General features: G+C 65.5%; 9 protein-coding genes. 8 read left to right on the plus strand and 1 reads right to left on the minus strand.

Annotated features, from left to right (window positions below):
- Positions 1–62: 62 nt before the first annotated feature.
- From LH19_RS00605 to LH19_RS00630, 6 genes are all read left to right on the plus strand, one after another.
- Positions 63–1,346: an MFS transporter gene (locus LH19_RS00605; RefSeq protein ID WP_082395356.1), complete on the plus strand. Its 1,284-nt coding sequence runs from the start codon at positions 63–65 to the stop codon at positions 1,344–1,346.
- Positions 1,339–2,064, plus strand: coding sequence for a helix-turn-helix domain-containing protein (locus LH19_RS00610; RefSeq protein WP_082395357.1), 726 nt, complete (start codon positions 1,339–1,341; stop codon positions 2,062–2,064). Before LH19_RS00605 ends, LH19_RS00610 begins: the two co-directional genes overlap by 8 nt.
- 41 nt (positions 2,065–2,105) lie before the next feature.
- Positions 2,106–4,154: a M13 family metallopeptidase gene (locus LH19_RS00615; protein WP_145923313.1), complete on the plus strand. Its 2,049-nt coding sequence runs from the start codon at positions 2,106–2,108 to the stop codon at positions 4,152–4,154.
- A gap of 170 nt (positions 4,155–4,324) precedes the next feature.
- Positions 4,325–6,625, plus strand: a complete 2,301-nt coding sequence (locus LH19_RS00620) for a TonB-dependent receptor (protein WP_082395358.1) — start codon at positions 4,325–4,327, stop codon at positions 6,623–6,625.
- 23 nt (positions 6,626–6,648) lie between these two features.
- Positions 6,649–7,410: an aspartate dehydrogenase domain-containing protein gene (locus LH19_RS00625; RefSeq protein WP_054724005.1), complete on the plus strand. Its 762-nt coding sequence runs from the start codon at positions 6,649–6,651 to the stop codon at positions 7,408–7,410.
- Positions 7,411–7,452: 42 nt separating this feature from the next.
- Entirely contained in the window at positions 7,453–8,772 is a 1,320-nt protein-coding gene (locus tag LH19_RS00630) for an MFS transporter (protein ID WP_158514377.1), read from the plus strand.
- 119 nt (positions 8,773–8,891) lie between these two features.
- Here the strand turns inward: LH19_RS00630 and LH19_RS00635 are convergent, their stop codons facing one another.
- On the minus strand, positions 8,892–10,667 hold the full coding sequence (locus tag LH19_RS00635) for an LVIVD repeat-containing protein (RefSeq protein WP_054724009.1): 1,776 nt from the start codon (positions 10,665–10,667) through the stop codon (positions 8,892–8,894).
- A gap of 270 nt (positions 10,668–10,937) precedes the next feature.
- Between LH19_RS00635 and LH19_RS00640 the strand changes: the two genes are divergently transcribed.
- Complete coding sequence (locus LH19_RS00640) at positions 10,938–13,313, plus strand: TonB-dependent receptor (RefSeq protein WP_082395359.1); 2,376 nt, start codon at positions 10,938–10,940, stop codon at positions 13,311–13,313.
- Positions 13,314–13,327: 14 nt separating this feature from the next.
- Positions 13,328–15,082: an LVIVD repeat-containing protein gene (locus LH19_RS00645; protein WP_054724013.1), complete on the plus strand. Its 1,755-nt coding sequence runs from the start codon at positions 13,328–13,330 to the stop codon at positions 15,080–15,082.
- The last annotated feature ends 1 nt before the right edge of the window (position 15,083 follow it).

A 15,083-nucleotide genomic window follows, 5' to 3' on the forward strand; every position in this document is an offset into this window, starting at 1 on the left:
GACACGCCCGCGGTGCTGATTTGCCTTGACCCTGACGTAACGTCATAGTGCAGAAGGGCAGGATGAAACTATCCGCACCGGCCTATCTGGCGTCCTATTTCCTGTCGATTCTCGGCAATTCGATCGCCGCGGTGGCGCTGCCGCTGATCGTGCTCGACAAGACGGGGAGCGTGCTGGGAACCGGCTCGGTCGCTGCCGCGACCGCGCTGCCGGCGATCTTTGCCGGGCTGTTCATGGGCGTCGTCATCGACCGCTTCAACCGGCGCGACTGCTCGGTCGTGACCGACCTCATTTCAGCCTTCTCGGTCGCCGCGCTGCCGATCGTCGACCATATCTCGGGGCTGACGCTGTCGTGGTTCATCCTGCTCGGCATCGTCGGCTCGCTGGGTGACCTGCCGGGGCTGGCGGCCCGGACGGCGCTGTTACCGGCCGTCCTCCGGCACAGCGGCGCATCGGCGGAGCGCATGGCGGGCTTCGCGCAGGTGCTGGTGTCGCTCGCGCTGCTCGCCGGCCCGGCGCTGGCGGGCACGTTGATGGCGCTGCTCCCCGGGACGACCGTCCTCTGGATCACCGCCGCGACGTCGCTGCTCGCGGCGCTCGCGACCCTGTTCATTCCCCGCGAGGTCGGCGCGGTGCCGGTCGAGGCGACGGAGCAGCCGGACGGTGCCGGTTGGCAGGGCCTGCGCGAGGGATGGCTGGTGCTGCTCCGCAGCCCGTTCCTGAAAGCGATGATGGCGATCGGTACCCTGTCGGTCATGGCGCTCGGGGCGCTGCAGGGGCTGATCCTGCCCGTCTATTTCTCCGGCATCGATCAGCCCTCGTCGCTGGGGCTGGTGCTGTCCGCCATCGGACTCGGCACGCTCGCGGGCGGCGCGATCTACGGCACGCTGGGCGGCCGGGGCGCGCGGCGGCGCTGGCTGGTGACCGGGCTGACGGGGGCGACGATCGGCTTTGCCGTCATCGCCACGCTGGCCTCGGTGCCGGTGATCCTCGCCGGCGCCGTCGTGCTCGGGCTGTCGAGCGCCCTCTACAGCGGGCTGTTCGGCGTCCTGTCGATCGAGCGGGTGCCCGAACATGTGCGCGGGCGCATCGCGGCAATCCAGAATGCGCTGATCACCGCCGCCGTGCCGCTCGGGATCATGGGCGCCGCAGTGCTGATCGAGCTGAGCGGGTTGCCGGTCGCCGTCATCGCGACGGCCGGCATATGGGCTGCGGCGGCGGCGACGGGCCTGTTTGTCCCTGCACTTCGCGATCTCGGGCGTGCTGCAAGCGAAGCGGAGCGGACCCCGGCGGCCAGCTTTGCGGACGAGCCCGCCGTCACCACGGGGATGACGGCCGATGCGTAGCAAGGATATGGCGGACCTTGCCGGCGTGACGCCGCGCACGCTGCGCCACTATCGCCAGATCGGGCTGCTGCGCGAACCGCCCCGCGACCGCAACGGCTATCGCCGCTATGGCGTCGCCGACCTCGTCCGGCTGCTGCGGATCAAGGGCCTTGCGGCGGCCGGCATCGCGCTGTCGGACATCCCATCCTTCCTCGAAGGGCGCGGCGCGGGCGTCGGCGATGTGCTCGATACGCTCGACCGGCAACTGGCCGACCAGATCGCCCGGCTCGAGGAACAGCGGCGGCTGGTGGCGCGGCTGAAGAGCGACGCCGACCTGCCGGGCGCCGGGCTGAGCCAGCCGTTCAACGCGCTGACCGAGGGACGTTCGGAAGCGGCGATCGAGGCGTGGCGCGAACAGCTCACTCTATTCGCGCAATTGCTGAGCCAGGAAGACCTCGCCCGGCTCTATGCGATTTACGAACGCATGGCGGAATCGGCCGCCTTTGCCGAACTCGGCAAAAGGTTCGACGCGCTCGGGCCACAAAGCGGCGATGACGAGATCGCGGCGCTGGCGAAGGAATATTCCCATCATTTCGAGGCCGTCCTTCCGGAATTCAGGGACGTGTTTCGCGTTCACCGCAAGGCGACGCTCTTCGAACTGATCAACGCGCACGCGCTGACCAGCGTCAACGACAGCCAGCGCAAGATGCTGGCAGCGGTCGCCTCATACATCGCCTGAATCCGCGATTTCCTCCACCGAATGCGAAAGGGGTTACGATCATGCGCTCTCTGTCCGTTGCGATACTGCTTTGCGGGGCCATGCTGACGGGCGGTGCCGGCAGCGTCCATGCGCAGGAGGAGCAATCGCCGGCTTCGGCGCCCGCGAAGGCCGAGATCGGCAGCTTCGGGTTCGACGAGGCGGGTATGGACCGGACGGTGAGGCCGGGCGACGACTTCTTCGCCTATGCCAACGGGACGTGGATCGACAACACACAAATCCCCGACGACAAGCCTGCCTATGGTTCCTATTACCGGCAGGAAGACCAGACCAACGAGCAGCTCCGCGCGATATTGGAAGCGGCAGAGGCGGATCCGACGAGCAAGCTTGGCCGCGCCTATGCCGCCTATCTCGACACCGATCGGGTCGAGGCGCTGGGCCTCGCGCCAATCCGCCCGTGGCTCGACCGGATCAAGGGCCTTTCCGACCGCAACGGCTATTCGGCGCTGCTCGCCGAGGCGGACGAGATGCGCGTCGGCGGGCCGGTCGTCTATTGGGTGTGGCAGGACGACCGCGAACCGGGTCAAACACGGCTGATGGTCGATCAGGCCGGGCTCGGGCTGGGCGACCGCGACAGCTATTTGTCCGACGAGCCGGCCTATGCGGCGATGCGAACGGCCTATGTCGCGCACCTGGCGAGGTTGCTGACGCTGGCCGGCGAAGCCGATGCCGATGCCCGCGCGCAGGCGGTGATGGCGCTGGAGACCGAAATCGCCAAGGTTCACTGGCCGCGCGTCGATGCCGCCGACATGGTCAAGACCTATCATAAGTTCCCGATTGCCGGGCTCGCCGAATTCTCGACGCCGACCCTCGATCTGGCGACGATCCTGAAGCGGCACGGCCCGCATCTCACGCATGTGCAGGTCCGCGAGCCGAGCGCGATCAAGGGGATTGCGGCGATCGTCGACAAGGCGCCGCTCGATGTTCTGAAGGACCAGTTGATCCTGCGCAGCCTCGGCGGTCTGGCGGAGGTATTGCCCGCCGCGATCGACGACGAAGTCTTTGCCTTCTACGGCACGACCTTGGCGGGGACGCCCCGGCAGGCGCCACGCTGGCGGCGCGCGGTCGCCTTCGTCTCGGATGCGCTGCGCGACGATCTCGGCGGCGCCTATGTCGCGCGCCATTTTCCGCCCGGCTACAAGGCGGAAATGACCAGCATGGTCGACAATCTGAAAGGCGTGATGCACGACCGCATCAACAAGCTCGCCTGGATGCAGCCGCAGACGAAGCGGCGCGCGCAGGAAAAGCTCAAGAATCTGACGGTGCGCGTCGGCTACCCCGACCAGTGGCGCGATTATGCCGCGCTGGACATCGGGGCCGGCGACGCCTTCGGCAACCGCGTGCGGGCGAACCGGTTCGACTTCCGTTACATGATGCAGCGGGCCAGCGAACCGACGCGGTGGTGGGAATGGAGCTATCTCAGCGCGCAGAAGGTCGATGCCAACGCCAATTACAACCTGTTGCAGCTCACCTTCCCGGCCGCCTTCCTGCAGCCGCCGACCTTCGATCCCGGCGCTGATGCGGCGATCAACTATGGCGCGGTCGGTGCGGTGGCGGCGCACGAGATCACGCATAATTTCGACAACAGCGGCGCGAAGTATAACGAGAAGGGGGTGCAGGCCGAATGGTGGACGCCCGAAGACGTCAAGGCGTTCGAAGCGGCCGGCGACGCGCTCGTCGCGCAATATGACGCCTATGAGGTGCTGCCCGGCCTGCATGCGAACGGCCGCATTTCACTGGGCGAGAATATCAGCGATCTGGCGGGCCTGACCTTTGCCTATGAGGCGTACAAGCGTTCGCTGGGCGGCAAGCCTGCGCCGGTCATCAATGGCCTCACCGGCGACCAGCGCTTCTTTCTCGGCTGGGCGCAATTCTTCCGCATCAAGGCGCGCGACGAATATTTGCGCCAGACGATGCTGACCTGGCAGCATTCGCCTGACAGGCTGCGCGTGTTGACCGTGCGCAACATCGATGCCTGGTACGAGGCGTTCGACGTCAAGCCCGGCGACAAACTCTATCTGCCGCCCGAAAATCGGGTGAGGATCTGGTAAGCAACTGAAATCGCACGCCCGGCTGCGGCAGCCCGCGTGTATAACAATTCTCGTATAAAAAGCCTTGGCATTATTATTATTCATATAGGCGCCGCCGTTTCAATTTTGCCCCGATAACGCCGCGCACGAATCCAACATCCAGCGGCGATTCTGAAAATGGGGGCTGCAAGATGAGGAAAGTTTCACGGACCGGGCGGGTGCTGTTGCTGGCGGGGACGATGTCGGCGCTGGCGATATCGGAAGCGGCGTTCGCGCAGGACGCCGCGGCACCGCAAGGCGGCCTCGACGAAATCGTCGTCACCGCACGCAAGCGCGAGGAAAATCTCCAGTCGGCGCCGCTGTCGGTGTCGGCGATCGGCGGCGAAGCGCTCGCCAAGGCGGGGATCGACGAATTTTCGGAGATCGCGGGCCGCGTTCCGGGCTTCACCTTCAACCCCGACAACGTCTCCGAACCCAATATCTTCCTGCGCGGGATCGGCACCGATATCGAAAGCGCGGCGTCGAACCCGGCGATCGGCTTTTTCCTCAACGACGTCTATCTGTCGCGCGCGCAAGGGACCGCGATCGAACTGTTCGACCTCGAACGCGTCGAGATCGTGCGCGGGCCGCAGGGCACGCTCTATGGCAAGAATGTCGTCGGCGGCGCGATCAACTTCATCACCCGCAAGCCGACCGACGAATTCCGCGCCGGTGCCGAGGCGGGGATGGGCAATTACGGCAGCTTCGAGGTCAAGGCGAATGCCGCGGGCGGGCTGGCCGAAGGTCTGTCGGGCAGCATCGCCGCGAGTGCGCGGCACCATGACGGCTATGCCCGCAACACCTTCACCGGCAACGATGTCGAGGATCTCGATGCCTATGGCGTGATGGCCCAGCTTCGCTACCAGCCCGACGACCGGCTCGACATCCTGCTGACCGGCGACCTGACGCGGCGGCGCGGCGGCGGCAAATGGGTCGATATCCAGATCCCGTCGGAGCATAATATCCCCTTCGTGAACCCCGACCGGCGCCGCGGTCCGAACAATATCGACGGCAAGCAGGACGCCGACCTCGGCGGTGTCCACCTCAGCGTCAATTACGACACTGGCTCGGGCACGCTGACCTCGGTGACGGCGTATCGCGAGGGCAAGTTCGCGTCGGTCAACAACGATGCGGGCAGCTTCATCGACTTCACCAGGATGATCTATGGTCCCGACGGACGGATCGATTTCGGCGCGATCGACCATTCGCTGTTCAACGACGATTATTACATCAACGACAAGGACGAGACCGCAAAGAGCTTTTCGCAGGATCTGCGCTTCCGTTCGGACTTCGACGGCCCGTTCAACCTGCTCGCCGGTCTCTATTACCAGCATGAAAGCGTCGATCGCACCGAGATCGCCGATTATATCTTCGTCGAATTCTATGCGCAGGGCAAAGAAATCGCCGAGACGCGGCTGAAGAGCGACACCTGGGCCGCCTTCGTCGAAGGCACGTTCGACATCACCGACACGCTCGGGGTGACCGCGGGCATCCGCTACACCAAGGACAAGAAGCGCTTCGCTGTCTATCGCGAAACGATCGGCGACTTCCTCGGTGCCGAGTTCGAGGACGAGAATGGCGATTTCACCCGCGCCTTTTCGGCTTCGAGCAAGCAGAGCTGGGATGCGTGGACGCCGAGTGTCAATTTGCACTGGCAGCCGGCGGAGGACGTGTATCTCTACGGCCTCGTGTCGAAGGGTTACAAGTCGGGCGGCTGGAACGGCGAGAATGCGACCAACCCCGGCGAGGCACGCCTTGCCTATAACCCCGAATATGCCTGGAACTACGAGGTCGGGGCCAAGACGACGTGGCTCGACAACCGGCTGCGTTTCAACCTCACCGGCTTCTGGACCGAATATAAGGATCTGCAGACGCAGCAGTTCGTGATCTTCGATCCCAATCTGCCCGCCGACAATGTGATCTCGAACGCGGGCAAGGCACGGGTGAAGGGGATCGAGCTCGAAACCGCGGTTGCCCCGGTCGACGGCGTGACGCTGTTCGCCAACTATACCTATATGGACGCGAAGATCACCGGCGACCTGATCAGCACCGAACTGCAATATGACCCGAGCTGCTTCTGCTCGGTGCCGGTGCCGACGAACCTCAAGGGCAATGTCCTGCGCCGCTCGCCGAAGAATTCGTTCAGCATCGGCGGCGACGTCACGGTGCCGGTGAGCAGCCGGATCAACGCCTTCGTCCGCGCCGACTATAACTGGACCGACGATTTCTTCTTCGACAATGAAAACAGCGCGCGCACGCGCCAGCGGTCGGTTGGCGTGCTCAACGGGTCGATCGGCATCGCGACCGACGACGACAAATGGGAATTGCGCCTGTGGGCCAAGAACCTGACCAACGAGCTGTATGAATCGGGGAAGAGCGACGTGATCGGCTCGGTGCTCGTTTCCTACAATCCGCCGCGCACTTATGGCGCGACGCTGCGCTGGAAATATTGACTTCGTTGGGGGCGTGATCGGCGATGCGTGTCGGGCTGATCGGTTTCGGTTTTATCGGGGCCGACCTGTACCGCCGCATCGCCGCCGACGGCAGTGCGTTCGAACTGGCCTTCGTCCATAACCGGACGGCGGCGCGGCTCGCAGATGTCCCGCCCGGTCTGATCCTCGACGATCTGGCGGAGGCGCGGCGTTTTGCGCCCGACCTGATCGTCGAGGCGGCCGATCCCGGCGTCACCCGCCGCTACGGCGAGGCCTTTCTGGGTTTCGCCGACTATATGCCGCTCTCGCTCACCGCGCTTGCCGATGAGGCTTTGCGCGCACGGCTCGACGCTACTGCGGCGGACTCGGGCCGGTCGTTGCTCATCGCGCACGGCGCGCTGGTCGGGATGGACAGCCTCGCCGAATGGCAGGCAATGTGGGAGGAGGTGGCGATCACCTTCCGCAAGCCGCCCGCCAGCCTCGGCCTGCCGGGCGCGCCCGGTGAGACCCTGCTCTTCGACGGCAGCGTGCGCGAGATCGCGGCGCGCTATCCGCACAATGTCAACGCGATGGTCGCCTGCGCGCTGGCGACGGTCGGGCTCGACCGCTGCCGGGCGCGGCTGGTCGCCGATCCGGCGCTCGACCATCTGGTGCTTGAGGTCGAGGCGCGGGGCCGCGACGGTGCGCGGCTGTCGATCCGCCGCAGCCAGCCCGCCACCGGCGTGTCGGGCAGCGAAATGGCGGCGTCGGCGTGGCGCTCGATCTGCCGCGCCGCGCCGCTGCCGGGCGGAGCGGTTTTCGTCTGATCGCGCCCGCCGGCCGAACGAAACGACCGGGCGATGGGGGAAATGATGACAATAGCGACGCCGGTGCAGCCTATCATCGACGGCTTGGCCTTTCGCGCCTTTCATGCGCGGCTGCTCGCGCTGGTCGCGGCGGTCATCCTGCTCGACGGCTTCGATATCCAGCTCGCCGCCTTCGCGGCGCCCGCCATTCTTGCGGACTGGCGGATCGGTTCGGGGGCGCTGGCGCCGGTCATGGCGGCCTCGCTGGCGGGCATGGCGTTCGGCACAAGCATCGGCGGCTGGCTCGGCGACCGCTTCGGGCGGCGGCCGGCGCTGATCGGCGCCGTGCTCTGGTTCGGCGCCATGGCGATGCTGACCGCGCTGTGCACCAATGTGACGAGCTTCGCGATCCTGCGCTTCATCACCGGGCTCGGGCTCGGCGCCGCAGTGCCCAATGCGACCGCGCTCGTCGCGGAATGGATGCCGCTGCGGGCACGCAACTATGCCGTCACCGTGATCTCGGTCGGGGTGCCGTGCGGCGGGATCGTCGGCGCCGCGATCGCGTCCTGGCTGATCCCGGCCTATGGCTGGCCCGCCGCCTTCGTGGTCGGTGGTGCGCTACCGCTGCTGCTCAGCCTCGCGATGCTGCGCGGCCTACCCGAATCGCCGGTGCTGCTGGCGCGGCGCGGCGGCGCCGATGCGCAAATCGCGGCGATGATCGCGGCTGCCGGGGGGATGGCCGAAGGACCCTTCGCGCCGCCCCCCGCCATCGCCGCCGGCGGCCATCCTTTCGATCCCGCGCTGCGGCGAACGACGATCGGCATGGGGCTTGCCTTCTTTGCGGCGCTGATGTCGGTCTATGCGCTGCTGAGCTGGGTGCCCGTGCTGCTGTCGGGCGCCGGCTTCGCGATGGGCAGCGCGATCCGCGGCGCGATGATCCTCAACCTGTCGGGGGTCACGGCGTCCTTCGCGCTCACCTGGGTGATGCTGCGCATCGGTTCGCGCCGGACGATCATCGCGACGGTGGCGGCGGGCATCGCGGCGCTGGGGTTGTGGAGCACGCTGCTGCACTGGCCCGAGGTCGCGCCGGGCATCGTGTTGGCCGGTCTTGCGCTGACCGGCGCGACGGTGCTGTCGCTGCAGGTCTTGCTGCTGACGCTGTCGAGCCATGCCTTCCCGGTCGAATGCCGCTCGGCCGGGATCGGTTATTCGATCAGCTTCGGCCGGATTGGCGCGATCATCAGCGCCTTCGGTGCCGGGGTGCTGCTCGACCAGCCCAGCGGCACCTGGCTGTTTTTTGCGATGATCGCGGCGGCGCTCGTCCTCCTCGCCGCCGGGGCGCTGATCGTTGACCGCCACTTCCCAGGTCGGCCGCGGGTTTAAAATCTGTTCCACTTAAGTGGAAACGGCACCGGCCAGCTCCCCCACCCGGCCTCCCCAACGATAGTAACCTGGGGAGGCCGGGTGGGGGAGCGGGCCGGTGCCGCACCGCCGAAGAGGCTTTAATCGCGCGGCGGCCAGGGCTTCGCGGGCGCCTTGAACGACGGCTTGCCGATCAGCGGCGACGTCAGCGCATAGAAGCCGTGGTTGGTGAAGGCCCACAGGATATTGCGGTCATATTCGGCGAAGATGCCGTAGGTCAGATTGCCCTGCGACTGGCCGCCGGTCTCGGCCTCGGTCGGGAAGCGCGGGACGAAATAGCCGGCGATCGACGGCTTGGTCGGGTCCTTGACGTCGAAAATCTGGACCCCGCCGTTATAGAAGGCATAGGCGACCACCCCGTCGCGGAACCGGCCGGGCTGGGTGAGATAGCCCGAGCGCTTCGGCCCGAAGCTGCCGCGGCGCTGACAGAAATCGGTGAAGCCGGCATCGGCGGGCGGTACCGGGCGTGGGAATTTCGCCGCGATGCTGAGCTTTGCCGGATCGCGCGCGTCGACGACGAGGATATCCTTGTACGGCTCGTAACATTCGTCGTTCATCGGATAGCCGTTGGTGAAGATATAGCCCGTCCGCTCATATTGGCTGAGGTCGACATTATCGAATTCGGTGCCGGCGAATTTCGGCACCTGATTGACATGTCCGACGATCCTGATGTTCGCCGGATCGCTGACGTCGAGCGAATAGAGGCCGAGCCCCGCCATCGCGCCGAAGGCGATCTTGCCGCCTTCGCCGGGCGCCCTGGTCATGAAGGGCGGCATCCGCGACCCGAACCACGAGGTGCGGTTGCCCGCGCGCGGGTTCATCAGATAGGCGGCTTCATGGTCCGGGTCGCCGAGGATCTGGCCGAGCGCCGCGAACTGGCTGACGAATTTCGGGTCCGCCGGGTCGCTCATGTCCCAGACCTGATAGCCGGGGGTGTAGATATAGTCGGCGAATTCGGTGAGCATGAAGCGGTCGTCGGGCGCGGTCGACAGGAACATATATTTGTCCCCCGTCCACGCCGGAATGTCGAGCGCCCCCGATCCCTGCTGCTCGCCGGGTTTGGCGTCGGGGTGGCGATAGTCGGTGGTGCGTTCGGCGACGAGCTGCCACTGGTCGGGCAGCGGGCCGTCCATCACATAGACGCGAAAGCCCTTGAGGCCCTTCCAGTGCTTGAGGGTCGCGACGCCTTCGGGTTCGAGATATTTCTCGTCCATGATGCCATAGCGCGGCACCTCGAACGCCTGCACCATCACATATTTGCCGAGGCCCTTGTGCCACGAGATGTTCGCGGCGCCGAAGCCGTCGCCCTTCGCATAGGGATTGACGATATCGGGCTTGCCATAGGCGCCGACGCGCTGGCCGCGGCGATAGACGAGCTTCGCCTTACGCGGATCGGTGATGTCGAACACCCCCATGCCCGACCGGTAATAGACATACATGTAACGCTTGCCGCCGAAGTCGGCGATCGACTGCCAGGTGTGCCCGGTCGACGGAATGAAGTTGTAGAAGGCGATCTGCTCGACATTCTTCGCGTAGCTGTTCTGGTCCCAATGATCGAGCTGGCCGGGAAAGTTCGGCGCCTTGCGGACGAGCGGGGTCGCTTTGGGATGGATGAAACGTCCGGTTGCCGCGTCCATGCCATAATCCTTGCCCGGCACCGGCAGTGCGGGCTTGCGGTCGTAGGTGAGATTCCACCAGGCGCGGATGTCGGGGTCGGGAATGTCACTCTCGCCTGCGGTCAGCGGCGGTGTCGGCAGTGTGCCGGCGGCCGGCTCGTCGGCGTGCGAGGATGCGGCCAAGCCCGCCAGCGCAATGGCGAGCGCGCTGCCGAAGCGCAGGAAAAGATCGTATCGCATTCAAGCCTCCCGGGATGAAACCGCGATGCTTGTCGACCGCCTCGCCATGGCGATCCAATATTGGATATCCGGCGCGGTATAATCTTTCGGGAATAGCCTCTGCGCAGCGATCGTCGCGATCTTATATAGCCAAACTGGAATATGGACTGCCAGATTATCTATTATATCGATATAAAGAGAAGACTAGGTTCCGGCCGTTCAATCGTTCAGGCCGGCACGGGACCTTCCCATCAGAGGACAGGGCGCGTCCGGCCGCTGGGGAGGTAAGACATGCGAATGACCCGATATTGGCGCCGCGCCCTGCTTGCGACCGCTGCCGCCTGCGCGCTGCCCGGATCGGCGGGGGCGCAAACGGCGCCGGCCGACACCGAAGGCTATGGCGACGAGATCGTCGTAACCGCGCGCAAGCGCGAGGAGAGCCTGCAGGACGTGCCGATTTCGGTGCAGGCGTTCGGCAGCGCGGCGCTCGAACGCGCGGGGATCAAGGATTTCTCCGAAATCGCCTATCGCGTCCCCGGCCTGAAGCTCAGCGCCGAGCGCGCGGTCGATACCGAGCTGTTCATCCGCGGCATCGGCTCCGACATCCAAGGCGCGGGCGCCGATGGCGCGGTCGGCATCTTCCTCGACGGCGCCTATCTGTCGCGCGGCACGGGGTCGCTGCTCGACCTCTATGACCTCGAACGCGTCGAGGTGCTGAAAGGCCCGCAGGCGCTGCGCTTCGGCAAGAGCGTCGTCGGCGGCCTCATCAACTATGTCACGAAAAAGCCCGGCGAGGAATTCGAGGGCCGCTTCGAGGCGACCTACGGCAATTACAACAAGCTCGACGTCGCCGCCTCGGTGCGCGGGCCGGTATCCGACACGCTCGGCCTCGGGCTGACGGTCAGCTCGCGCAAGCACGACGGCTATGCGACCAACACGCGCGGCGGCGACGAGGAAGACCAGAATGTCCAGTCGGTGCGCGGCCAGCTTCGCTGGCAGCCCGACGCGACGCTCGATATCAACCTGTCGGCGGACTACACGCGGCACCGCGACGGCGCGCGCTGGGTCGATATCATCGTCCCCGGCAACAGCAACGAGGTGACCTACCTTGGCTTTTATGCGCCGCCGATCGACGGTTTGCCCGGTTTCGTCCTGCCCGACCGCAACGCCCCGTTCCGGAGCGCCGAGCGCCGCCGCGGCGCGCATAATTTCACCGGTTACCAGAACTCCGACATGTACGGGCTGAGCGGTTCGATCGATTGGCAGGCGACCGACGCGCTCAGCATCACCGCGCAGACGGCGTGGCGCGATTCGTCGCTGGCGGCGCGCGAGGACGGGTCGGGAATGTTCTTCGATTTCGCGATCGACCCGGCGACGAACACGCCCGACATCACGCCGGCGATGCTCGCCGGGATCGACACCTATCTCGCGAGCGTCCCCGACAGCTATTTCGACAGCGGTAAGGCAGAGGACGTCAGGCAATTCTCGCAGGAACTGCGTCTGCGCTGGGACGATGGCGGTCCGCTCCGCGTCGAGGGCGGCGTCTATTATCTGCGCGAGAAGATCCGCCGCGCCGAGGATGTGAACTTCCTGTTCCCCGATTATCAGGCGATCGAGGAGTTTGCCTTTGCCATGGCTTTCGGGGGCACCCCCGCGACGCCGTTTCCCGGCTCCAACCACACGGTGACGACGTCGAAGAACGACAATATCGGCGTCTTCGGCGAACTCAGCTACAGCCTCACCGACCGGCTGACGGTCGAAGCCGGGCTGCGTTACGCCTATGACCGCAAGGTCTATTCGAACAACCGCTCGGGCGTATCGTTCGAGGGCGCGCCGGTGAATTTCACGGTCGGCGAAACGCGAAGCTGGGACGCCTGGCTGCCGAGCGCCACGCTGCGCTTCGAGCCGAGCGACGATGCGACGCTCTATGTCCGCTATGCGAAGGGGTACAAGCCCGGCGGCTGGACCGGCGAGGATGCCAACACTCCCGCCGAGGCGCTGGTGTCGTTCGAGCCCGAAACCGCGGACAGCTTCGAGGCCGGCGCCAAGCTGGCGTTTGCGAACCGGCGTATCTTCCTGAACGCCGCCGCCTATTACACCACCTACGACAATCTTCAGACCAACCAGTTCCTCTCGCCGGGGCCGGGGCTGCCGCCCGACAATTTCGTGTTCAACGCGGCGAACGGCACGCGCGCCTATGGCCTCGAACTCGATATGCAGGCGCGGCTCACCGATACATTCAGCATCTCGGGCAATTATGCCTATTCGCGCTGCAACTTCACCGGCGAGTTGATCATCGACGATGACGGCACCGACCTCGACGGCAACACCTGCCGCCGCACCCCGAAGCACGCCTTCGGCATCGCCGCCAATCTCGACCAGCCGATCAGCGACAATCTGGTCTTCGTCGCGGGCAGCGATTTCCAGTACACCGGCGCCAATTTCTTCGACAATCCGAACACGCCGATCCTGAAATTCGACAGCGAAATCCTGCTCAATGCCCGCATCGGCATCCGCGACGCCGACGACAAATGGGAATTGACCGCGTGGGCGAAGAACCTGACGAACGAGCTCAATTACACGAGCAAGCTCGAACTGTTCGGGACCATTTATGGCACCTATATTCCGCCGCGCACCTATGGCGTGACGGCGCGGTTCCGGTTCTGAGAAGGGAGTCGGCGATGAAAGGCATCGGTACATATCGGGCGGCAGGCGCGGCGCTGCTCGCGGCGCTGCTCTGGCCCGCGATGACCGCGGCCGCCGACTGGGGCAGCGACGTCGCCTCGCGCCCGATCGACATACAGGATCCATGGCTGAAGGCGTGGCAGGAGGCGACGCCCGAAAACCCGCCGAAGGATCCGGTGCCCGGGGTGGATTACGGGATGAACCCCGACGGCAGCTTCCGCCATCCGTCGTCGACCCGCCTCACCACCGACGTGCCGGGCTTCCCCGGCCAGCTCGATCATTGGGACCAGAATAGTTACGCCAAGAATGTCGAGGTCGTCGCCTTTTACCCGGCGGTGACCTCGCCCTGGCACGCATGGGCGAATGTGGTCGATTTCGACGGCCGGCGCTATCTCTACACTCACGACCGCGACTATCTGCGCATTCTCGACGTCACCGACCCGCGCGCGGCGAAGATCGTCTGGTCGAAAGGCGGGGTGTGGAGCGCCGAAGGGTCGAGCGAGGATTGGGACGCGGCGGCGGTCACCGACTATTTCGGCGGCGTCACCATCGCATGGAACGAGAAGCTGCAGCGCAATGTCCTGATCGCCTCCTACGAGATCGGGCGTTTCGGCCTGATGGAGGACAAAAGGCGCCAGCCCGACAAGGTCGCGGCGCAGCGCCGCTATAATTCGCTCAAGGGCTTCAAGGTCTTTGTGATGAACGGGCCGACACCCGACAAATGGGACCTGATTGCGACGCGCACCACCGACTATAAGCATCCCGACGCCCCGGTCGGCGAGCAGCAGGGATCGGGCGCGCTCGACGCGGTGACCTGGTGGGGCGGCAAATATATGCTGCTCTCGGCGGCGCCCGACGACAGCTACAGCCTGACCGAATATCCCGATTATCTCTATTCGCCCGGCTATCAGGTCTGGGACATGGCCGATCCGGCGAACCCGAAGTTCGTTTCGCAGATCAGCGTGCCGGGGCAGGTGCTCGGCGACAAGGATAGCGAAGCGGCTTATCTGGCCAATCCGCGCGCCGGCAACCGGACGAGCTGGATGGGATCGCGCAACCCGATCGTGCTGACGAAGCCGGTCGAACAGGGCGGCAAGATCGGCTTCGGCGGCATGGGCGGGCTCGGCTTCTATACCTTCGACCTCAGCGACCCGGCCGCGCCGAAGACGCTCGGCCATTTGAGCGTCCCGCCGAGCTATGCCGGGACCGAGTTCGACAATGTCGACGTCAGCCAGTACGACCGCACCGGCTTCGTCTTCTCGAACGGCTATCCGATGAACGAGAGCTGTTACGAGCCGTACAAGGATATTTTCTCGATCGACGTGCGCGACCCCGCGCATCCGAAGGTTGCGGCAAAATTCCCGCGGCCGAAGCCGCCGGCGGGAGCGGGCTTCACCGATTTCTGCCAACGGCGCGGCAGCTTCGGGCCGAAACGCTCGGGCGGGCTCGGCCAGCCCGAGCGCGGACGGCAGGGGCTTGCCATCTACGCCTTCTATAATGCGGGCGTCCAGATCTTCGACGTCAAGGACCCGGCGAAGCCGGCGATCGCGGGCTATTTCGTCCCGCGCTTCCCGACGACAAAGGAGCTGCCGGACTACACGTTCGGCAATTCGACCTTTGCGGTTTACACCGAATATGACCGCAACATCATCTGGGCCTTTTCGGTGAACGGCGTCTACGCGCTGTCGAGCCCGCTGCTCGGCAAGCCGAACCTTGGCGCCCCGAAGACGATCTGGCCCGAACGCCGCTGAA

Origin of the sequence: Sphingopyxis macrogoltabida (genome assembly GCF_001314325.1) — a bacterium.
GTDB classification, from domain to species: Bacteria; Pseudomonadota; Alphaproteobacteria; order Sphingomonadales; family Sphingomonadaceae; genus Sphingopyxis; species Sphingopyxis macrogoltabida.